Origin of the sequence: Glaesserella parasuis, from assembly GCF_017352235.1 — a bacterium.
Taxonomy (GTDB): domain Bacteria; phylum Pseudomonadota; class Gammaproteobacteria; order Enterobacterales; family Pasteurellaceae; genus Glaesserella; species Glaesserella parasuis.
Window position 1 is genome coordinate 1,596,739 of the sequence record NZ_CP071487.1, and the last position, 20,441, is coordinate 1,617,179.

Consider the following 20,441-nt stretch of genomic DNA (forward strand, 5'->3'; position numbering starts at 1 on the left):
CGGGCGTAAACGATTGTAACAAATACCACAGGATAAAGCATAATGTTCAACGAATTAAAAACAGCACAAGCAGGGGCATACTTGCTACATAAAGCAGGCGGAACAATGCATCACATAAAATTGATGAAATTGCTTTATTTATCTGATCGTTTAAGTTGGTTAGAAAGAGATCATTCTATTACAGGTGATGAATATTACTCTTTACCTTATGGACCTGTGCTATCTAAGACCTTAAATCTTATTCGTGGGGAAACCTTAAACCATACAAAAACAGCGTGGGAAGAGTGGATTAGCGATAAGGAAAATCATCAAGTAAGCATTGCAAAAATAGTAGATGAAAAAGATGAGTATTTCTGGGGCGAGCTTTCTCTTAGTGATACGGATATTTTAGACAGTGTTTTTGAGAAATACGGACATTTTGATAGGTTCGCATTAGTGGAGCTTACGCATAATCCCGACATTGTGCCTGAATGGGAAGATCCTAAAGGTGGAGCAAAGAAAATCACCCTTGAAAAGCTATTACAGCATTTAGGCAAGAGCAAAGAACAAATCAAAGCAATCTTTGAGGAACAAGCCGAAATGCAACAAATCAACAGACTTTTTAAGGGAACGATATGACAGTAGGGGACCCTATCCCAAATTCTGTGTAAACACCCATTTCAACTTAACGGTGATCGTCTAGGCGATCACCAAAATCAATCATAAATCGATTCATCGCCAGTTTCCAGTTCTGAATCGGCATTGTCCATTTTTTTGATGCATCTTTAATCGCAAGCCAAATCACTTTGAAAACTGAATCATCCGTCGGGAATACATTTCGTTTTTTAATCACGCGACGAATCACGCTATTAAGCGATTCCACAGCATTCGTGGTATAAATCGCTTTACGAATATCAGCCGGATAATCAAAAAATGTGGCAATATTTGCCCAGTTATCTTCCCAGCCTTTCGCCACAAGCGGGTATTTTGCCTGCCATTTTTGCGAAAGTGCGGTCAGATTTTCGCGAGCTTGTGCTTCCGTCGGGGCCTGATAAACCTGCTTTAAATCTGCGGTGACGGCTTTGTAATCTTTCCACGAAACGAATTTCAAGCTGTTACGCACTAAATGCACAATGCAAAGCTGAATCTTCGTTTTAGATAACCAAGATGGTCGGTCAGTTCATCATTTAACGCAGCCTCGACGGTGATTTTCTTGAGCATCCGTGAAAATTGATTGAGGTCTTCCGGTGTTTTTAGATTTTTGGCAAATTCCGCTGCCAAGGCGTGAAGTTGTTTTTCGTTCATAATAAAATACCTGTGTCTGAATGTATTATCTCAGAAACAGATATTTACACAAATTGTGGGAGAGGCTCTATTCCAAAGATCTTAGAGTTTATCTTTGAACTCGTTTCTTTAAATTTTCCCAATCCAAAACCATTGCCGTATATTGAATAATCCAACCCACACACAAGGCAAAAAACAATGTGCTAACGCCGACTGTTCCGCCTAAGATAAAACCAAGCACACATACTGTCACTTCAATTGTCGTGCGAACTATCCCTACTTTCCAGCCGTATTTCTGACACATTCCGACCATTAAGCCATCTCTAGGCCCTGCACCTAAGTGGCACGAAAGGTAGAAGGTTGTGCTAATGCCAAACAGTAAAATAGCCCCTATCATTAGGATGAAGCGTGATAATAGGCTTTCGGGGGCTGGCACATATTGTACGGTTAAATCAATAAAGAGAGCGATCCAAAAAATATTGAGTAGTGTGCCTAGCCCGAAACGTAGTTGAAGTGGGATCCAAAGTAGCAGTACGATAACGCTGATAATGGCAACCACTGTGCCGATAGACAATCCCGTTTGTAACGCTACGCCTTGTGAGAAAACCGTCCACGGGCTTGAACCTAAATTTGCCAACACTAATAATCCATCAGCAATTCCCATTAGAATGGTTGCCATAGAGATCACACAGAGTGAACTGGGTTTAAGTTGCCATTGATGTTTTGCCGTCCAAGGCATTTCGGGAATAGGTGATTTTCTACTCATAGCGTAATGCTTCCGCAGGTTCGATTTTTGACGCTCGATAGGCTGGATACAGTGTGCAAACCAACGATAATACAATCGAAGAAAGTACAATCACCATGACTTGTTTTGAAACAATCTCTGTCGGCAACATCATTCCCGTAGGGTTAATTAAGCGAATAAAATCTCCTAAGTAAACCGTTGCTAACACACCAAATACTCCCCCGACTAATGCACCTATTACCCCAACAATTGCACCTTGAGCCACAAAAATTTGTGTTATTTGTCCTTTGGTTAATCCTTGGGTTTGCAAAATCGCAATTTCCCCTTGTTTATCAACCACCATTAAACTTAATGATGTCACAATATTTGAAATAGCCACGATAATAATCAGGCTAATCAATAAGCCCATCATATTTTTTTCCATTCTCACCGCTTGGAAAAATTCTCCTTTCTGTTCACGCCAATCATTAACCAGCCATTTATCAGCAGGAAATGCCGAAGGTAACTCCGTGACTAAAAAAGGATCAGTTAAAAATAAACGAACACCTTGGCTCTTGCCTTCTTCAGTGCGTAACAAACGTCCAAAGTCAGCCAAATTTGCAAATAAGGTATAAGCACTCGCTTCATTATTTGAATAATAAATATCTGAAACAGTAAAAAGACGCTGAACAGGCACACGACCAAATGGAGTATATTGGCTATTTTCTGTAATCATCAAACGGATTTTATCACCCACATTTAGATCTAACTGATTGGCTAATCGTGAACCGATCAACACATTAAAATCGCCTGCTGGTAACCGTTCTGATAAATCACTTACTTCCGTTAATAACGGATCATCGCTATTTTTCTCAACGCCAATTAATTGCCCCGCATTCATGCCATGCTGACTTTGAATCATCACATTGGCACGGCTAATAGGAACAGATTTTTCCACATAAGTAGGCAAATTTAACGGCTGTTCTTTGCTCCAAGCTTCATCTATGGGTGAAATAATCGCATGGGGTAAGGTAGAAAGCAGATTGCGTTTCTGCATATTTTCTAAGCCATTCATCACAGACAGGACGATCACAAGAGCCATCACACCCAACACAATGCCTAGACTTGCAAGGTTTGTGACCAATCGACCAAAACGGTCGCCACTTTTAGAACGCCAATAGCGAAAGGCAATAAATAAAGGAGTTGTTAAGTTCATAAAAATTAATACGAGTAGAAATTGGTAAAATTCTACCAAAATCTACCCGCTTGTCTTAGAGATTTCTGTTATATCAACAAAAAATTAGTTAATAACACCGCAAGCCATTCTTGCTCCGCCACCGCCAAGTGGTGCTGGGTGGTCTGAATGGTTATCACCACCTGCGTGGATCATCAGCGAGCGACCTTTAACTTCATCAAGCTCTTTCAAGCGTGGTGCAAGTACAGGGTTAGTTGCATTACCATCATGATCAACCGCTAAAGCAGGTAAATCACCTAAATGGGCTTCATCAGACCAAGGATAACCGTGTTTTTTCGCCCCTTTAGGATCCCAGTGACCGCCTGCACCTAAGCCTGCAACTAATTTTCCATCTTTCTCTTTTGGTTCACAGCTTGGGTTTTCATGAATATGGAAACCGTGTAAGCCGTGTGATAATCCTTTAAGATTTGGGGTAAATACTAAACCGTAAGGCGATTTGGTAATCGTCACTGTTCCCACATCTTTGTTGCCATTTTGTGGATCAAGCTGCTGAACTTTCACTTCAATTTGATCAGCTGAATTTGCCATAGCTGAAGTTGAAAATCCGAAAAGTGCGGTTAAAGCAAGGGTTAAAACTGTTTTTTTCATAGGAACTCCTAAGTTAATCACAAATTATTTGCCTGTTTTGACAAATTCTTCAATATTATACGCCACTTTATTAACTAAAGTTGTGACGGCTGAATCACTCGCCCACGCAACATGTGGCGTAATCAATAAATTCGGTAAACGTTTTGCCGCTTGAATAAGCGGATTATCAATCGCTGGTGGTTCTTTGACTAACACATCTAACGCTGCCCCTGCAATTGTGCCATTTTCTAGGGCATCAAGTAAAGCAGCTTCATCGACCAAAGGGCCACGACCTGTGTTAATCAAATACGCAGTCGGTTTCATTAATGCCAAGGTCTCTGCATTAATCAGGTTTTGGGTCGTTTCAGTTAATGGGCAATGTAAAGTAACAATATCTGCTTGTTTTAACACCTCTTCAAAAGGGGTATAGCCGTCACGAATAGTCGTTGCCCCCTTATGTTCTGCATAAAGCACATTCATACCAACTAACTCTGCCAAACGCCCGACTTCTGTCCCTAAACAACCTTTGCCGAACACGCCAAGGGTGGAGCCACGCACGTCAGTAATCGGGTAATCGACATAGCAGAACTGCCCACAGGTTGCCCAACGGTCACTAGTGACTTGATCACGATGGTAGCTCATTAAACTGTGTTTTAATGAAAAAATCATCCCTAAAACGTGTTCTGGCACTGTCACACTGGAATAACCCGTTACATTTTTCACCGCAATGCCTAGTTCTTTTGCTGCAACGAGATCAATATTATTTGTACCTGTCGCAGTAATTGCAATAAGCTTCAGTTTAGGCAATTTCGCTAACAACTCTCGTCCAAATAATACTTTGCTAGTAATCACAATATCGGCATCTTTTGCTCGCTCGTAGGTTTCTTCAGCAGAAGTGCGATCGTATTCAATCCAATTATGCGGAAAAGGCGGACGTGGAATGTTGTGAGTGGCAGGAATGCCTGTGCGGTCAAGAAAAACGATATTCAACATATTAGTTCCTTGTTTGGAAAGAGAAAGTAAGGGTGAATATACAACAAGCGGTGCGTTTTAACAAGAAATTTACGAAACGAATGGAATATAAAGTTTGAAAAGCGAAAATGTAGGACACACGCAGTGTGTTCCTACTATTATGAAGAAAGGTTATAGCTTTTCAACAAGTTCCACCGCATAGCCAATATAGCTTGCAGGGGTCATCTGTTTTAAGCGATCTTTCTCTGCTTGTGGCAATGCCAATCCATCAATAAATTGACGCATCGCTTCGCCATCTACACGTTTACCACGGGTTAGCTCTTTGAGTTTTTCATACGGTTTTTCAATACCATAACGACGCATCACCGTTTGAATTGGCTCGGCTAACACTTCCCAGTTTTGATCCAATTCATCTCGCAGATGTTGTTCATTAACTTCTAATTTACTGATCCCTTTTAGCGTAGAAGCATAAGCAATCAACGCATAACCCAAACCTACACCTAAGTTACGCAATACCGTTGAGTCGGTTAAATCACGTTGCCAACGAGAAATCGGTAATTTTTGCCCTAAATGGTTCATTACTGCATTGGCTAACCCCAAGTTGCCTTCTGAGTTTTCAAAGTCAATTGGATTAACTTTATGTGGCATTGTTGAAGAGCCAATTTCACCTGCAATCGTACGTTGTTTAAAGTGATTTAACGCAATATAGCCCCACATATCACGGTCAAAATCAATCACAATCGTATTAAAGCGAGCGACACAATCAAAAAATTCCGCAATGTAATCGTGCGGTTCAATTTGAGTGGTGTATGGGTTCCAAGTTACCCCTAAAGATTGAATAAACTCTTGGCTAAAGGTGTGCCAATCAACTTCAGGGTAAGCGGATAGATGAGCATTATAATTTCCAACCGCACCGTTAATTTTCGCCAAAATCTCTAAGTTTTCTAATTGCTTATATTGACGTTTTAAACGATACGCCACATTCGCCATCTCTTTACCAATCGTAGTTGGGCTGGCAGGCTGACCGTGTGTGCGAGAAAGTAACGGAATATCTTTGTAACGGTGAGCCAATTCCACAACGGCATCAATCACTTTTTTCCACTCAGGCAACAAAACTTCTTCTCGTGCTGTCTTGAGCATCAAGGCGTGAGAAGTATTGTTAATGTCTTCAGAAGTACAAGCAAAGTGAATAAATTCATTGATTTTTTGCAGTTCAGGCAAGGCTTCACACTTCTCTTTTAAGAAATACTCAACGGCTTTGACATCGTGGTTTGTGGTACGCTCAATCGTTTTAATACGCTCAGCATCTTCAATCGAAAAATGTTCGACAATCTGATTTAAGTAATCGTTTGCGTCTTTAGATAAAACTGAAACTTCGTTGATTTGTGCGTGAGAAGCCAGTTTTTGTAACCAACGAACTTCTACGGTAACACGAAATTTAAGTAAGCCAAATTCACTGAAAATAGGGCGAAGTGCAGTCGCTTTATCTTGATAACGACCATCAATAGGGGATAACGCTGTTAAAGCGGTCAGTTCCATTCAGGTTTCTCCGTACATAAATAAAAATCAACCTGAGAAATGTAGCATTTTTTGCGAGGAATTTCATTAGTTTGTTGTGGTTTTATCAATTTTATATCGTATTTTGATAGCTTTAACATATAGCAAAATAGTAAAAAGTATAATTTCTAGCCATCATAGTGTTTTACTCTCTTGGTAAAACTCATTAGAATTAATCGTTTTTTTCTATCTTCCTAAGGATCATCTATGCATTTCCGAAAATCCCCCTTAGCGTTAGCTATCTTATTATGTTTATCCCCTATTCCTGAAATGAATTATGCGAATGCTCAAACGTATACTGTTACAGGTAGCTCTATTAATGACAGCGAAGCACAATTCAGACGTGCTCTCGAACAGGCTAATGACGGAGATACTATTCGTTTAGCTGGCGATATTCAATTAATGCGTGGCAGTGGCTTTTTTAGTTTTGATAAAAAAATAACAATTGATGGGCAAGGAAATCGCCTACATTTTGAAGGTTATAATTTATCATTAGGAAAAGATGTGACTTTTTCAAATGTGAATTTATCCTTAAAACCTAGTCGAGATTTAAACAATATTTTTGGTTCTGGATTTAATAATTTAAAAGCAGCATCTACCTATATTGTGACCAATGGAAATAAATTGATCTTGGATAATGTTAGAACGAATGTTAATGGTGAACCTGCAGATACTCGCCCAATGATTTTACTTGGAAATATTGATCCAACAAAAAATAATAATGGACACGATGCTCTTGTAGTGACAAATGCTCACCCAACAGAAACAATATTATCTTCAGTGGTTGTTATAGGCAATAACAATTCAAATACTGACACCCCAGTAACGATTAGTTTAGGGGAAAATGTCAGCTTTGTTAATCAGGTAATATTTGAGAGAGAAGGAGAAGAGGATATATATAGTGGTGCGGTGTATCTAGCTGGAATGAATAATGATCAAGAACATAACAGAGCTATTAATTTCTCTAGTTCATCAAATGCTATCACTAAAATTTATACGGGAGAAGCTACAAATGTTTCTGTTACGTTAAATAACATCAATCCTGAAACTGCTATCACTTTACAAGATGTTAAAGATTTAACATTAAATAATAGCCGTATTACTTTGGATAAGAATTTATCTGTTTCAGAAACCTTAACTCTGAATAATCAATCCGCAATCACTACAGTGGCGAGTAAAGATGCTTTTGGTGACATCGCTAAGACTAGTTTGATGTTAAATAATATCCATACCAATGGTAATAATAGTAATATCACTATCGTTCGGGACAATGCTCTTTTGATTAATGGTAATATTACTGGTGAATTGACTATTAATACAGAAGATAAAGATAATAACGTTAGTCTTCCTAATGGCAGCACTTTAGTAGGAGAAAATGGCAGCTATGTTGTGAAGCTAAAAACAGAAGTAACTCAACCTGTATCAGAAAATACAACTACTGACAGCAGTAATACTGATGTAACCCCTGCTAAACCTACGGATAGCACACCAGCAACAACAGGCGAACAAACTGGTTCGTCAGATATAACATCGCCAACAGATACAGCTGCAACTAGCAATGAAACTACACCGCCTGCTACAACGGGAGATACAGCGACTAACAGCAGTAATACTGATGTACCCCCTGCTACACCTACGGATAGCACACCAGCAACAACAGGCGAACAAACTGGTTCGTCAGATATAACATCGCCAACAGATACAGCTCAAACAGACGATCAAGCGGAGGCTTCTAGCTCTGACACTGCAACATCTACACCAGCACAACCAACGGGCGATGTAGCTTCAACAAGTGAACAAGCGACAACGTCGAGTACATCTACAAACCACAATAAAATCACAATCACCACGGCAGAACAGGAAACACAGCGAGCGATTGCGGAAAGTCGTTATGCCACCGTTGTATCTAACTTTGCATTAAATTCTATCCGAAACAGACTAGAACACAGCCGTTCAAGTAATGCTTATCCGTATTTAACTGCAACGGTAAACGGCATGATCCCGACGGTTTCTGAGCCAGGTAGGTTATGGGTTAATTCAAGCTCTGATCGAATAACGCAGGATCTATATAAATTCAACAATTTTGGATTACAAGTAGGTTATGATAAATCCTCGGCGTTGGATAATGGCACAGCTCGTTTTGGCTTCGCTTTAGATGTTGAAAAAGGCAAAGCTAACTTTGCTCAATTCTCTGAAACATATAAAACCCAAACATACGGTATGGCGTTATATGGTGCTTACGAAACAGAAGATCGCCATTATTTAGATGTCGCAGTGAGAATGGCAAGAGCATCTAATGAACTAAAATCCAATGCTTCGCAGGCGTATCATCACAATCTCTATTCTGCATCACTGGCTTATAGTAAAGGTTTTGAATTGAGTAACCGCTGGGAAATCGAACCATATACGCAGTTATTCTATACTCACCTAAGTTCTACGAACTATATTAGAAATGGCTTGAATGTAACGGCTGACGAAATCAACAGCTTAGTTGGTAGTATTGGAGCTAAAGCACAATATCAACTCAATCAAACTTTGAATTTCTATACTAAAGTCGCAATGCATAGAGAATTTAACGCTACACAAGATATTCATATCATTCGTAGTGCCACAGACAGGGTTCAACATAATATCAATCATCGTGGAACTTGGACAACTTTAGGATTAGGTATGAAAGCTCGTCTAGGCAATAATACCCATTTATATCTTGATGCAGATAAATTATTTGGTAATGGCTATAAACAAAGTTATCAAATAACTTTAGGGTTAGATTGGAAATTTTAATTTCAATTAGATCAATAAGTTAAACGCAGTGGGATTTCCACTGCGTTTTTAATATTATAGTAGACATGAGTTGAATAGAAGTGGCTTACATCCTAATGAACACACCCCACATCTACATCGGTACGGGCGGTTATAGCGATACGGATTTAGTCGGTACGCTCTATCCGTTTGGGACGGACAAAACGGATTTTTTGTCAGTTTACAGCCAGCATTACGATACCGTTGAGATCAACAGCACCTTTCACGCCCCGATTGGCTATAAGGCAGTGCAAGGTATGCTAGAAAAGTCTGAAGGGAGATTAAAATTTTCGGTGAAACTGCATCAAGATTTTAGCCATAAACGTACCGCTACCGCCGAGCAAGCGCAGGCATTTTTGGCTGCGTTACAACCTCTGTGTGATAGCCATTGTTTAGCCAATTTATTTGTGCAATTCCCGACCAGTTTTGAACGTCAGCACGCCAATCGTTACTATCTGGCGGAGCTGGTGTCGTGGTTTAGTGATTATCCCCTTGCCATTGAGTTTCGCCACGCCAGTTGGCATACGCAGTCGGTGCGGGATTATTTTCACGGCAAGGAAAATTTGATTTGGTGTAACGTGGATTATCCGCAGAATATCGGTTTGCCTGCCTTTCAGTTTTATGCGAACCAACGTACCGCTTACCTGCGATTACACGGTCGCAATCCCCACTGGTGGAAAGCCCAATCGGCACAAGAACGCCACGATTATCGTTATAGCGAAACCGAATTACAACAACTGGCAACATTGTTAAATCAGCGAAAAGCAGAGTTTGATCAGCTTTATCTCTATTTTCAAAACACAACCAATAGCTATTCGTTCTACAATATCGAAAGTCTGAAAGGCTATTTGGCGAGCTATGGATTTAAAGCAAAAGAGACACCTGAGTTTTTGAGTGGACAGCAGAGTTTGTTTTAATAAGAGAAATCCGTGGTTATTTATTAGTAATATTCTACCTGTTTTTCAGCTATACAAAGAAGTGGAGACAAAAGTATTGGAGAGAATTAGAGAACATGATTAAAACTAATACTTTTGCCTACTGTGCCGATTTCTATAGAAAATAAAAAGACCTCTGTGGTTTTACTACCAAAGAGGTCCTTTGAAGATTTTAAATTACTGTTGGCACACACCACAAGTTGCAGCTGATGAGAACATCCAAACTAATTTCTCTTGCTCTTTGATGTAGTCGCTCATTTGTGACGCTGTACCTTCATCTTCTGCAGCATTTGCTAACGCTAAAATTTCACGTTGTTGTTTAAGTAAAGTTTGGAATCCTTCTAAAGTACCTGTTAAGCAGTGTTGTGCTGAACTTGCACCGATGTCTTCTTTAACAAGTGAAACTTGTAAGTATTGGCTAAATGCGTTATCTGGCGTATAACCTAAGGTTAAGATACGTTCTGCGATTTCATCTACTTTAACCACTAAATCATCGTAGATTTCTTCAAATTTTGCGTGTAATTCAAAGAAACTTACACCTTTGATATTCCAGTGATAACCACGCACATTGGTGTAAAACACTTGGTAGCTTGCTAATAAACCATTTAACTCTTTTGCTAATTTCTCAGCAGAAACCTTGTCTAAACCGATAGAGTTTACCATTTTTTTCTCCTATATAATGTGATCCGCGAGGCGGATTATAACCTAAAAAAATAATTGAATAAATGAATATAATTTATTCATATAATAGAAAAAATCAATCAGTTTAATGAGAATAATTTCTTTTTAAAACAATTAGATAGGAATTATTTTTATTTCTTAAATAAAAGCACTCTTTTTTATTTAAAATGCTCTAACCCATATTGATAAAGTGCATTTTTTTTGTAGCCAAAAGTGTCTGCAACAATTGCGGCCGCTTTTTTCAGTGGTAATTCTTCACTTAATAGGGAGAGTAATTTAAGTGCTTGCGGAGAAAATTCTTCGCTTTCATCTGCAGTTTTCCCTTCAACGATTAAGACGATTTCGCCTTTAATACGATTGCTATCTTGTTGTAGCCAGTCGATTAATTGTGCAAGCGGGTCACCGTGAATAGTTTCCCAAGTTTTGGTTAGCTCTCTTGCCATTACAACATAGCGTTCTCCACCAAACACGCTTTGCATATCCGTTAAGCAGTCTAAAATGCGATGGGTGGACTCATAGAAAATGAGTGTGCGAGGCTCTGTGGCTAATTCGTTAAATTTGTCACAACGAGCTTTACTTTTTGCTGGTAGGAACCCTTCAAAACAAAAGCGGTCAGATGCAATACCCGAACTGCAAAGTGCGGTAATTGCAGCACAAGCCCCTGGGATTGGTACAATGTTAATGCCAGCTTGACGGCAATGGCGAACGAGATGGAAACCAGGATCGCTGATTAATGGCGTGCCGGCATCAGAAATTAAGGCGATGTTTTGCCCTTGTTGTAATTTTTCGACAAGCACGGTGGCACGTTGTTGTTCGTTATGGTCGTGCAGTGCGAAGAAAGGTTTTTTTATACCATAATGGCTTAACAGAATACCGCTATGGCGGGTATCTTCTGCTGCAATAAGATCGACGGCAGCAAAAGTATTTAAGGCTCGCTGAGTAATGTCCTCTAAATTTCCGATTGGGGTTGCAACAATATATAATGTACCGATTTGTTTAGGTGAGTATTCGTTTTTCATTTGATTTTCGCTTAGTTGATAAGTAAGATCTGCCTAATATTCACAGACTAACTTAAGTCTAGATAATAGCCAAATTTATGGAGCAATAAGATGCCAACTATTTTAGTACAAAGTTATGGCTTTCGCCAAAAAATGAAAACGATCTTTATTCCTACTGCCCTTGCTTTGTTGTTGGCAGCCTGTTCAGGTAATAAAGTGACTGAAACATTAAAAAACGAGGCTTATGGTAACTCTGAATTTTATATCAATAAAGCCGAACAGAGCCGCAATATTGAAGAACAGCAAAGTTATCGTTTGTTAGCTGTTCGCAAGTTAATTGAAGAAAATAAGGTTGTTGAAGCTCAGAATACCTTTTCAGAGATTTTGGTAGCTAAACTAAACGATGAGCAAAAACTTGAACATCGTCTTTTAATTGCTCAATTAGCTGCATTACAAGGGAACAATTCAGAGGCTCAAGGTGTATTGAGAGCTTTACCACAAACACTATTAAGCCAATCTCAACGTCTGCGTGTGTATCAAACTCAAGCCCGTATTGCTGAAAATCAAAATGATGTCATTGCGGCAGTTAATGCAAGAGCATTGATGGATCGCTATATGACGGATACTCAAAGTCGCCAAGCGAATAATGACAAAATTTGGGAGATGTTACGCAATGCTAACCGTGGTATGTTAGAAAAAGCGGTGGCAGGTCCTGGTGAAATCGGATTAGCTGGTTGGTTAGCCTTAGTGGTTGCTTATAATCAAAATATGTCTAATCCAGCACAATTGCCTCAAGTGATCGAAATGTGGAAACAGCAATACCCTAATCACTCAGCCGTATTGTTGCTTCCAATTGAATTGCGAAATGTATCTTCTTTCCAACAAACCCAATTAAATGGCGTGGCATTATTATTGCCTTTAAGTGGTGATGCAAAAATTTTAGGGGAAATCATCAAGCGTGGTTTTGACGATGCTAAGGGCACAACAACCATGCAAGTTCAGGTATTTGATACTGATAGTGCTCCTATTAATGATTTATTAATGCAGGCGAAGCAACAAGGGGCTCAAACTATTATCGGTCCATTGTTAAAACCAAGAGTAGATGAAATGCTAACCAGTCCTGAAATTAGCAATATCAATGTTCTTGCACTCAATTCTACTCCAAATGTAAGAGCTGTCGCCAAAGTGTGCTACTACGGGTTATCGCCAGAAGCAGAAGCACGTTCTGCGGCTGAACGTTTCCTGAAAGATGGCTTACAGCATGCGGTTGTAGTTGCACCTAATGGCGATTTTGGCACACGTTCTGCAGAAGCCTTTGCTCAACGTTGGCGTCAGCTTACCAATAGAGATACAGACATTCGTTACTACAATCAAGCCTTTGAAGTAACCTCGCTTTTACAAGGTTCAGGAATTGGACAGGGAAGTGGTTTATATGCGTTAGGAACAGCAGAGCAATTATCTGATTTGAAACAAAGTTTAGATAACTCACCGCTTGCTAATCAGTTCCCAATTTATACTTCTTCACGTAGTAACTCGCCAAACAATGGGCCTGATTTCCGTTTAACGATGGAGGGAGTGAAATTCAGTGAAATTCCACTTTTATCTGATCCTTCATCTAGCGAATATAAAAAAGCAGAGCAAATTGTAGAAAGCGATTTTTCAATGATGCGTTTATATGCAATGGGATCTGACACTTGGTCTATTGCGAATAAATTCAACGAATTCCGTCAAATTCCAGGTTACAAAGTTCACGGATTAACGGGCGTACTGAGTGCAGGCCCAAATTGTAATATTGAGCGTGAAATGAACTGGCTACAATATCGTGGCGGTTCTATTGTTGATGCAAACTAATATGCGTTCACAAGGTGCATATTTTGAACAGCAAGCCAAAATTTTCTTAGAAAAGAATGGCTTGCGGTTTATTGCCCAAAATCAGCAGTTCAAATGTGGCGAGCTGGATTTAATTATGCAAGAGGGCGATACCTTGATTTTTGTCGAAGTTCGCCAACGCAAAAATGCCTATTTTGGCTCTGCGGTAGAAAGTATTGATTTTCGCAAGCAACAGAAATGGCAAAAAGCAGCAAATTTATGGCTTGCACAACGAAATCAATCTTTAGATACGGCAAATTGTCGTTTTGATGTTGTGGCATTTGAAGGTGATTGTTCACCTATTTGGATCAAAAATTTTTTAGGATAGTATGTTAGAAAAAATTCAAGATCGCTTTAGTGAAAGTATTCAAATTCAGATTGCCGCAGCGGAATTACTGCCAAAAGTATTAAACGAAGCGGCTAATCGTATCGTAGCTTGTTTGTTGCGAGGCAATAAAGTGATCGTTTGTGGCTATGGACGCTCTTATGCCAATGCACAATTGCTGGTGAGTAATTTGTTACACCGATATGATCTTGTAAGACCTAGCTTATCGGCACATTTACTGCAATTTGATGGAATGCTCGTGGGCTGTTTAAACCAAGATCAAGATCTCAATGAAATCTTTCGTAAACAGCTACAAGTGATTGCAAAAGAGGGAGATCTGTTTATTGCATTTTCTCCACTAGGCAACGAACAAGCGGTCTTAAATGCGATACATTGTGCAAATAACGAAAATTTGGAAATTTTTGCGTTTACCAGTAGTCTAAATGATCATACAAAAGGACTGCTTGATAATACCGATCTGGATATTGAGATGCCATCAATTAATGAAATGCGAATTATTGAAGGACATCAATTTTGCGTGAATTTAATCTGTGAGCTGGTGGATAATCTGCTGTTTCCAACTACATCACACTAACATTGAAATAGGAGAGGACTATGTTAAAACTCGTTAAACGCATTACCCTTGCAAGCCTATTTGGCTTAACATTTCTATCATTACAAGGTTGTTTAGCCACTGCTGTTGTAGGTGGAGCAGCGGTCGCAACGAAGGTTGCAACGGATCCAAGAACGGCAGGTCGTCAGTTAGATGATGAAACACTGGAAGAAAAAGTGGCTTATAATCTGAATAAAGATCAACAACTTAACAGCGAAGCTCGTATCAATGTCGTTTCTTATAACGGCAAAGTCCTGCTGATAGGTCAAGTCCCTAATGATTTTTCCAAAGACTCGGCGAGTAGTATCGCTACAGGGGTAGAAGGCGTATCTACGGTTTATAACGAAGTTCGTATCGGCCCTAAAATTGGGGTTGCACAAATTAGCAAAGATAGCTGGATTACCACAAAAATTAAATCAAAACTCTTTGTGAACGGCTCTGTTAAAGCAACAGATGTCAAGGTGATTACTGAAAATGGTGAAGTATTCTTAATGGGTAATTTATCAAGTAGTCAAGCAGATGCCGCTGCCAATGTTGCTCGTCACGTCGATGGGGTCGTCAAAGTCGTGAAAGTGTTTACCTACGTACAATAAAGACATTAATGCTAAACATTAAGCATATTGGTATGCTTCGAGCCAATATGCTTTTTTGTAAATGGAATTTTGTCAATTACTTTAAAGAACATTGACTTTAATTGCTCATTCATTAATTATCACAAGCCATTTTTCAGTCAATACCCCCTTTAATTTTCAAAGGGTATCGTATTTTTAAACTAGAAGAAAACGAATGCGTGAGATAAAAAATTTGGTTGAAGTAAAAAACCTCACCTTTAAACGAGGTGAACGTGTGATTTACGACAACCTAAATCTACAAGTGCAAAAAGGCAAAATCACAGCGATTATGGGGCCATCAGGGATCGGTAAAACCACCTTGTTACGCCTTATCGGTGGGCAAATTTTACCTGAAAATGGTGAAATTCTCTTTGATGGGCAAGATATTTGCCAAGCAAACAATAAAACCTTATATCAACTTCGTCAAAGAATGGGAATGTTGTTCCAATCTGGTGCATTATTTACCGATCTATCAACTTTTGATAATGTCGCATTCCCTATTCGTGAACATACCCAATTGCCCGAAGAGTTAATCCGTAAATTAGTTTTGATGAAACTTGAAGCCGTTGGGCTACGAGGGGCGGCACAACTAATGCCTTCAGAATTATCTGGCGGTATGGCTCGCCGTGCAGCATTAGCACGAGCGATAGCTCTAGATCCCGATCTTATTATGTATGATGAACCTTTTACAGGGCAAGATCCGATCAGTATGGGCGTTATCGTCGAATTAATCAAAAAGCTCAATCAAGCACTCAATTTAACCTCAATTGTCGTTTCACACGATGTGAATGAAGTGCTAAGTATTGCCGATTACGCCTATATTATTGCGAATAAACGCATTATTGCTGAAGGAACACCCGAAAGTTTATTAGCAAGCCAAGATCCACAAGTGGTTCAATTCTTAGCAGGAAAAGCAGATGGGCCAGTGCAATTCCACTATCCTGCTCAAAATTATACGGAGGAACTGTTTCAATGATGGAGTTTATATCCTCAATAGGTGCTTCCGTTATTCAGGCGATTAGAGCAATGGGACGAGCCACCTTTATGTTGTGGGGGGCTTTAGTCGGTAAGCCAGAATTTCGTAAACATACCCCTTTATTTATCAAACAGTTACACGTTTTGGGCGTACAATCCTTACTGATTATTATGCTATCAGGCTTATTTATCGGAATGGTGCTAGGTTTACAAGGATATGTCGTCTTAGTCGATTTCTCGGCAGAAACCAGCTTAGGACAGCTCGTTTCTCTCTCGCTCTTGCGTGAACTCGGCCCTGTCGTCACCGCATTGCTCTTTGCTGGGCGAGCTGGCTCTGCCCTCACTGCAGAAATCGGCTTGATGAAAGCAACAGAACAGCTCTCAAGTTTAGAAATGATGGCCGTCGATCCGCTACGTCGTGTTATCGCCCCACGTTTTTGGGCGGGCATTATTGCAATGCCGATTTTAGCGGTGATTTTTACTGCTATCGGTATTTGGGGGGGCTCACTCGTTGGCGTAGATTGGAAAGGGGTCGATGTAGGTAGCTTTTGGTCAGTAATGCAAAGTACCGTGACAATGGGCGATCTGCTCAATGGCTTTATTAAAAGTATTGTTTTTGCCTTTGCTGTGGTATGGATTGCACTCTTTAATGGCTATGATGCCCTACCAACCTCAGAGGGGATTAGCCAAGCAACAACAAGAACCGTCGTTCACGCTTCACTGGTTATTTTAGGGCTTGATTTTATTTTAACGGCAATTATGTTCGGCGGTTAAACAAGCAAAGGTATTATTGTAAAATAGCAGACAAAATACACCGCTTGTTAGTGTATTTGAATAGGAAAAATTATGCGTCAATCAATTAAATATGAATTTTGGGTAGGCTTATTTGTACTTCTTGGATTAGGAGCTTTAGTCTTTTTGGGCTTACGAGTTGCCAACGTACAAGGCTTCTCTTCGGAAAAAAGCTACTCACTCTATGCAACTTTTGATAACATTGGAGGACTAAAAGTCCGTGCGCCAATTAAAGTTGGCGGTGTAGTAATTGGACGAGTATCTGATATTCAACTCGATCCTAAAACCTACACCCCGAAAGTCACCCTTGCTATTAATGAAGAATTTAATCAAATTCCTGATACAAGTTCTCTTTCTATTAAAACAGCAGGCTTACTGGGCGAGCAGTACATTGCACTGAATGTGGGCTTTGTCCTTGAAGGAGAAACAGCAATGCTCAAAGAGGGGGATAGCTTTGCTGATACCAACTCAGCAATGGTACTGGAAGATTTAATCGGTCAGTTCTTATATGGTGATAAGAAATCTGACAAAACAGAAGACACCGCTGAACCTAAAGCGGAATAATTGCTCACTTTTAAAATCACATTGTGGAGTTTTATGATGATCAAAACCCTTAAAAACCTTTTTATTGCAGGCTTTGTTGCAATTTCTGCATTCGTTTCAAACTCGGCTTTGGCTTCTACTAGCCCTTATGTCCTAATGCAACAAACGGCAGATAAACTTTTTGGTGATATCAAAGCAAATCAAAGCAAAATTAAGAAAGATCCAAACTATTTACGCACTATCGTTCGTAATGATCTTATGCCACATATTCACGTTAAATATGCCGGTCAATTAGTCTTAGGTAAAAATTTAGCGTCAGCGACTGATGTTCAGCGTGAGGCTTTTTTCACTGCATTTGGTCAATTTATTGAACAATCTTACGCACAAGTATTAACCCAATACAGCGATCAACAAGTTCAAATTGAAAGCGAAAAACCGCTAGACAACAAATCTATCGTCAGTATTCGTGTCAATGTCCTACAATCAGGCAACGCCCAGCCAATCAAATTAGATTTCAAATGGCGTAAAAATAGCAAAACAGGTGAATGGCAAGCCTACGATATGGCAGCCGAAGGTGTGAGTATGGTCGCAACCAAACAAAACGAATGGAGCGGTATTTTACGCCAACAAGGAATTGACGCTTTAACAGCTCAGGTTGCACAATCTGCAAAACAACCTATCACATTAAAATAATTCGGGTATGCAAACAAAAAATCCATTACAATGGCATATTCAGCAAAACAATGAAAGTCTGATGGTTCAACTATCTGGCGAGCTTACCCGTGACACGTTGCTTCCACTTTGGAAGCAACGTGCTTCTTTTTTATCTCCCAAAAGCTCGCAGCACATTTATTGGGATTTAAAAGGTCTCACTAGCATTGATTCCTCAGGCTTTACCTTACTGGCTGAACTACTTCACCTCTATCAACAAAAAAATAAAAACTGTTTATTTAATGTTCCGCAAGCGGTACACAGCCTTGCAGAGCTATTTGATTTAGCAGACTGGTTTAAAAAATTTCTATTTTGTGAGAAGAAATAACAATGGAACCCAAACAAATTGAAGAAATCCTAAAAAACGCCTTAGAACTTGATGAAGTTTATGTACAAGGTGAAAATTCCCATTATGGTGTTATCGCAGTAAGCGACAGCTTTGCCACAATGTCTAAAGTAAAACAACAACAGATGATCTATGGTCCTTTAACTGAATTTTTTGCAACCAATGCAATCCACGCATTAACAATCAAAACATTCACTAAAGAACAATGGAAAAGAGAGCGTTTGCTCAATATGCCAAGCTAATCACATCATCTAAAGGAATTAAAATGGAAAAATTTCGTGTTCACGGTCCTTTCACTTTAAGCGGAACTGTTGATATTTCAGGTGCCAAAAATGCAGCATTACCGATTTTATTTGCGGCTATTTTAGCGGAAGAACCCGTTATTTTAACGAACGTCCCTAACTTAAAAGATGTTGAAACCACCGTCAAGATTCTACGCAAACTAGGTGTTGTCGTTGAACGTGCAGAAAATAACGCAGTACATATTGATGCCAGCAAAATCGACCATTATGTTGCACCTTATGAACTTGTCAAAACAATGCGAGCTTCAATTTGGGCATTAGCCCCTCTCGTCGCTCGTTTCCATCAAGGTCAAGTTTCATTACCAGGTGGCTGTACCATCGGGGCTAGACCTGTCGATATGCACATTGCAGGCTTAGAAAAAATGGGGGCGACTATCACCCTTGATGAAGGTTACGTTAAAGCAGAAGTAAATGGTCGCTTAATAGGAGGGCGTATTCTGATGGATAAAGTCAGCGTTGGTGCAACATTATCTGTGATGATGGCGGCAACCCTTGCAAAAGGCACAACCACTATTGAAAATGCCGCTCGTGAACCTGAAATTGTTGATACTGCTATTTTCCTCAACAAAATGGGGGCAAAAATTACAGGGGCAGGTACAGACACAATCACAATTGAGGGGGTAGAGCGTTTAGGTGGCTGTGAACACCACATTGTCCCAGATCGTATCGAAACAGGCACATTCCTCGTTGCTGCCGCAATCTCAGGCGGACGAATTACTTGTCGAGGCACGAAAGCGGATACATTAGATGCCGTAATTGAAAAATTGCGTGAAGCAGGAATGCAAGTGGACGTGACCGAAAACAGCATTACCCTCGACTCGCTAGGTATGCGACCAAAAGCAGTCAATATCCGCACAATGCCTCACCCAGGCTTCCCAACGGATATGCAGGCCCAGTTTACACTATTAAATGTCGTTGCAAATGGCACCAGCAAAATTACCGAAACGATCTTTGAAAACCGCTTTATGCACATTCCAGAGCTAATCCGTATGGGAGCAAAAGCAGAAATTGAAGGTAACACAGCGATCTGTCACGGTGTCGAAAACCTTTCAGGCGCAGAAGTAATGGCAACAGACCTACGAGCTTCTATCAGTTTAGTTCTGGCAGGTTGTATTGCAAATGGTCAAACTATTGTTGATCGTATTTATCATATCGACCGTGGATATGAACACATTGAAGATAAACTACAAAAATTAGGTGCTAGAATTGAAAGATTTAATGCACCATTTGAAGAATAATTTTTCATATAAAACAACATAATTGCTAAAAAGTGACCTAAGCCTTATATTACAAGGCTTTAGCCCCTATTTTAAAACATGAGCAAAAAATCTCCCATTTTGTCAAAGTTTGAAAATTAAGGAAACATAGTATACAAAATAATATCCAATGTTATTTGGTAATAAATGTTATAAAATTTTTATCTTAAAAAAAATAAATTAGATCCAATTAAAATTTGGACTTATTACACATCTGGAATACAAACCTATCAACAGCTTGCTGTTAAATCTCGTTGTTCAGTCAGAACTATTCAAAGATATCAAGGTTATTTTCCTTATAAACATCGCAATGTAGGGGGATGCCAGTCTAAAACATTAGATGG

At 39.6% G+C, this 20,441-nt stretch carries 22 protein-coding genes and 1 pseudogene; 14 read left to right on the top strand and 9 right to left on the bottom strand.

Annotation, left to right across the window (positions count from 1 at the left end):
• Positions 1-42 precede the first annotated feature (42 nt).
• Positions 43-618 (top strand): Panacea domain-containing protein, encoded by a 576-nt coding sequence (locus J1G47_RS08120; RefSeq protein WP_005714495.1) that lies wholly within the window; start codon positions 43-45, stop codon positions 616-618.
• 46 nt (positions 619-664) lie between these two features.
• Here J1G47_RS08120 and J1G47_RS08125 read toward each other — a convergent pair.
• The 7 genes and pseudogenes from J1G47_RS08125 to purB form a co-directional block, all read right to left on the bottom strand.
• Positions 665-1,135 (bottom strand): annotated as a pseudogene (locus tag J1G47_RS08125) (IS256 family transposase); the annotation flags it as partial.
• Positions 1,102-1,284 (bottom strand): hypothetical protein, encoded by a 183-nt coding sequence (locus J1G47_RS08130; RefSeq protein WP_016528517.1) that lies wholly within the window; start codon positions 1,282-1,284, stop codon positions 1,102-1,104. The gene J1G47_RS08130 and the pseudogene J1G47_RS08125, both read right to left, overlap by 34 nt.
• 88 nt (positions 1,285-1,372) lie before the next feature.
• On the bottom strand, positions 1,373-2,029 hold the full coding sequence (yczE, locus tag J1G47_RS08135; protein WP_207326565.1) for a membrane protein YczE: 657 nt from the start codon (positions 2,027-2,029) through the stop codon (positions 1,373-1,375).
• Positions 2,022-3,203: a lipoprotein-releasing ABC transporter permease subunit gene (locus J1G47_RS08140; RefSeq protein WP_035522891.1), complete on the bottom strand. Its 1,182-nt coding sequence runs from the start codon at positions 3,201-3,203 to the stop codon at positions 2,022-2,024. Before J1G47_RS08140 ends, yczE begins: the two co-directional genes overlap by 8 nt.
• 84 nt (positions 3,204-3,287) lie before the next feature.
• On the bottom strand, positions 3,288-3,770 hold the full coding sequence (gene sodC / locus J1G47_RS08145; protein WP_261557453.1) for a superoxide dismutase [Cu-Zn] SodC: 483 nt from the start codon (positions 3,768-3,770) through the stop codon (positions 3,288-3,290).
• Between the two features lie 84 nt (positions 3,771-3,854).
• A complete protein-coding gene (locus J1G47_RS08150; protein WP_207326566.1) occupies positions 3,855-4,802 on the bottom strand; it encodes a 2-hydroxyacid dehydrogenase in 948 nt (315 codons plus the stop codon).
• A gap of 150 nt (positions 4,803-4,952) precedes the next feature.
• Positions 4,953-6,320: an adenylosuccinate lyase gene (gene purB / locus J1G47_RS08155; RefSeq protein WP_075592211.1), complete on the bottom strand. Its 1,368-nt coding sequence runs from the start codon at positions 6,318-6,320 to the stop codon at positions 4,953-4,955.
• Between the two features lie 225 nt (positions 6,321-6,545).
• On the opposite strand from purB, the gene J1G47_RS08160 reads away from it, so the two are divergent.
• Positions 6,546-9,122: an autotransporter outer membrane beta-barrel domain-containing protein gene (locus J1G47_RS08160; protein ID WP_012621894.1), complete on the top strand. Its 2,577-nt coding sequence runs from the start codon at positions 6,546-6,548 to the stop codon at positions 9,120-9,122.
• Positions 9,123-9,217: 95 nt separating this feature from the next.
• On the top strand, positions 9,218-10,057 hold the full coding sequence (locus J1G47_RS08165; RefSeq protein ID WP_075605437.1) for a DUF72 domain-containing protein: 840 nt from the start codon (positions 9,218-9,220) through the stop codon (positions 10,055-10,057).
• Between the two features lie 195 nt (positions 10,058-10,252).
• On the opposite strand, the gene J1G47_RS08170 is transcribed toward J1G47_RS08165, so the two are convergent.
• A complete protein-coding gene (locus J1G47_RS08170; protein WP_010786684.1) occupies positions 10,253-10,738 on the bottom strand; it encodes a Dps family protein in 486 nt (161 codons plus the stop codon).
• A gap of 176 nt (positions 10,739-10,914) precedes the next feature.
• Complete coding sequence (gene rsmI / locus J1G47_RS08175) at positions 10,915-11,775, bottom strand: 16S rRNA (cytidine(1402)-2'-O)-methyltransferase (protein ID WP_160404788.1); 861 nt, start codon at positions 11,773-11,775, stop codon at positions 10,915-10,917.
• Between the two features lie 90 nt (positions 11,776-11,865).
• On the opposite strand from rsmI, the gene J1G47_RS08180 reads away from it, so the two are divergent.
• From J1G47_RS08180 to murA, 11 genes are all read left to right on the top strand, one after another.
• Entirely contained in the window at positions 11,866-13,605 is a 1,740-nt protein-coding gene (locus J1G47_RS08180) for a penicillin-binding protein activator (protein ID WP_026916918.1), read from the top strand.
• 1 nt (position 13,606) lies between these two features.
• A complete protein-coding gene (locus J1G47_RS08185; protein ID WP_012621889.1) occupies positions 13,607-13,951 on the top strand; it encodes a YraN family protein in 345 nt (114 codons plus the stop codon).
• Between the two features lies 1 nt (position 13,952).
• On the top strand, positions 13,953-14,543 hold the full coding sequence (locus tag J1G47_RS08190; protein WP_010786681.1) for a D-sedoheptulose-7-phosphate isomerase: 591 nt from the start codon (positions 13,953-13,955) through the stop codon (positions 14,541-14,543).
• A 20-nt stretch (positions 14,544-14,563) separates the two neighbouring features.
• On the top strand, positions 14,564-15,154 hold the full coding sequence (dolP, locus tag J1G47_RS08195) for a division/outer membrane stress-associated lipid-binding lipoprotein (RefSeq protein WP_005710732.1): 591 nt from the start codon (positions 14,564-14,566) through the stop codon (positions 15,152-15,154).
• A gap of 193 nt (positions 15,155-15,347) precedes the next feature.
• Positions 15,348-16,148 (top strand): phospholipid ABC transporter ATP-binding protein MlaF, encoded by an 801-nt coding sequence (gene mlaF / locus J1G47_RS08200; protein ID WP_005710730.1) that lies wholly within the window; start codon positions 15,348-15,350, stop codon positions 16,146-16,148.
• A complete protein-coding gene (mlaE, locus tag J1G47_RS08205) occupies positions 16,145-16,921 on the top strand; it encodes a lipid asymmetry maintenance ABC transporter permease subunit MlaE (RefSeq protein WP_005710728.1) in 777 nt (258 codons plus the stop codon). The genes mlaF and mlaE overlap by 4 nt, the downstream gene beginning before the upstream one ends.
• A gap of 72 nt (positions 16,922-16,993) precedes the next feature.
• Positions 16,994-17,503: an outer membrane lipid asymmetry maintenance protein MlaD gene (gene mlaD, locus J1G47_RS08210; protein ID WP_005710726.1), complete on the top strand. Its 510-nt coding sequence runs from the start codon at positions 16,994-16,996 to the stop codon at positions 17,501-17,503.
• Positions 17,504-17,539: 36 nt separating this feature from the next.
• Complete coding sequence (gene mlaC, locus J1G47_RS08215; protein WP_005710724.1) at positions 17,540-18,175, top strand: phospholipid-binding protein MlaC; 636 nt, start codon at positions 17,540-17,542, stop codon at positions 18,173-18,175.
• 7 nt (positions 18,176-18,182) lie between these two features.
• Complete coding sequence (locus tag J1G47_RS08220) at positions 18,183-18,521, top strand: STAS domain-containing protein (RefSeq protein WP_010786678.1); 339 nt, start codon at positions 18,183-18,185, stop codon at positions 18,519-18,521.
• A gap of 2 nt (positions 18,522-18,523) precedes the next feature.
• Positions 18,524-18,781, top strand: coding sequence for a BolA family protein (locus tag J1G47_RS08225; RefSeq protein WP_005710720.1), 258 nt, complete (start codon positions 18,524-18,526; stop codon positions 18,779-18,781).
• 23 nt (positions 18,782-18,804) lie between these two features.
• Positions 18,805-20,079 (top strand): UDP-N-acetylglucosamine 1-carboxyvinyltransferase, encoded by a 1,275-nt coding sequence (gene murA, locus J1G47_RS08230; RefSeq protein WP_075592214.1) that lies wholly within the window; start codon positions 18,805-18,807, stop codon positions 20,077-20,079.
• Positions 20,080-20,441 lie beyond the last annotated feature (362 nt).

Excerpts from the sequence above, each read along its gene's own strand:
- J1G47_RS08120 (WP_005714495.1), top strand. The coding sequence starts at position 43 with ATGTTCAACGAATTAAAAACAGCACAAGCAGGGGCATACTTGCTACAT.
- J1G47_RS08130 (WP_016528517.1), bottom strand. The coding sequence starts at position 1,284 with ATGAACGAAAAACAACTTCACGCCTTGGCAGCGGAATTTGCCAAAAAT.
- yczE (WP_207326565.1), bottom strand. The coding sequence starts at position 2,029 with ATGAGTAGAAAATCACCTATTCCCGAAATGCCTTGGACGGCAAAACAT.
- J1G47_RS08140 (WP_035522891.1), bottom strand. The coding sequence starts at position 3,203 with ATGAACTTAACAACTCCTTTATTTATTGCCTTTCGCTATTGGCGTTCT.
- sodC (WP_261557453.1), bottom strand. The coding sequence starts at position 3,770 with ATGGCAAATTCAGCTGATCAAATTGAAGTGAAAGTTCAGCAGCTTGAT.
- J1G47_RS08150 (WP_207326566.1), bottom strand. The coding sequence starts at position 4,802 with ATGTTGAATATCGTTTTTCTTGACCGCACAGGCATTCCTGCCACTCAC.
- purB (WP_075592211.1), bottom strand. The coding sequence starts at position 6,320 with ATGGAACTGACCGCTTTAACAGCGTTATCCCCTATTGATGGTCGTTAT.
- J1G47_RS08160 (WP_012621894.1), top strand. The coding sequence starts at position 6,546 with ATGCATTTCCGAAAATCCCCCTTAGCGTTAGCTATCTTATTATGTTTA.
- J1G47_RS08165 (WP_075605437.1), top strand. The coding sequence starts at position 9,218 with ATGAACACACCCCACATCTACATCGGTACGGGCGGTTATAGCGATACG.
- J1G47_RS08170 (WP_010786684.1), bottom strand. The coding sequence starts at position 10,738 with ATGGTAAACTCTATCGGTTTAGACAAGGTTTCTGCTGAGAAATTAGCA.
- rsmI (WP_160404788.1), bottom strand. The coding sequence starts at position 11,775 with ATGAAAAACGAATACTCACCTAAACAAATCGGTACATTATATATTGTT.
- J1G47_RS08180 (WP_026916918.1), top strand. The coding sequence starts at position 11,866 with ATGCCAACTATTTTAGTACAAAGTTATGGCTTTCGCCAAAAAATGAAA.
- J1G47_RS08185 (WP_012621889.1), top strand. The coding sequence starts at position 13,607 with ATGCGTTCACAAGGTGCATATTTTGAACAGCAAGCCAAAATTTTCTTA.
- J1G47_RS08190 (WP_010786681.1), top strand. The coding sequence starts at position 13,953 with ATGTTAGAAAAAATTCAAGATCGCTTTAGTGAAAGTATTCAAATTCAG.
- dolP (WP_005710732.1), top strand. The coding sequence starts at position 14,564 with ATGTTAAAACTCGTTAAACGCATTACCCTTGCAAGCCTATTTGGCTTA.
- mlaF (WP_005710730.1), top strand. The coding sequence starts at position 15,348 with ATGCGTGAGATAAAAAATTTGGTTGAAGTAAAAAACCTCACCTTTAAA.
- mlaE (WP_005710728.1), top strand. The coding sequence starts at position 16,145 with ATGATGGAGTTTATATCCTCAATAGGTGCTTCCGTTATTCAGGCGATT.
- mlaD (WP_005710726.1), top strand. The coding sequence starts at position 16,994 with ATGCGTCAATCAATTAAATATGAATTTTGGGTAGGCTTATTTGTACTT.
- mlaC (WP_005710724.1), top strand. The coding sequence starts at position 17,540 with ATGATCAAAACCCTTAAAAACCTTTTTATTGCAGGCTTTGTTGCAATT.
- J1G47_RS08220 (WP_010786678.1), top strand. The coding sequence starts at position 18,183 with ATGCAAACAAAAAATCCATTACAATGGCATATTCAGCAAAACAATGAA.
- J1G47_RS08225 (WP_005710720.1), top strand. The coding sequence starts at position 18,524 with ATGGAACCCAAACAAATTGAAGAAATCCTAAAAAACGCCTTAGAACTT.
- murA (WP_075592214.1), top strand. The coding sequence starts at position 18,805 with ATGGAAAAATTTCGTGTTCACGGTCCTTTCACTTTAAGCGGAACTGTT.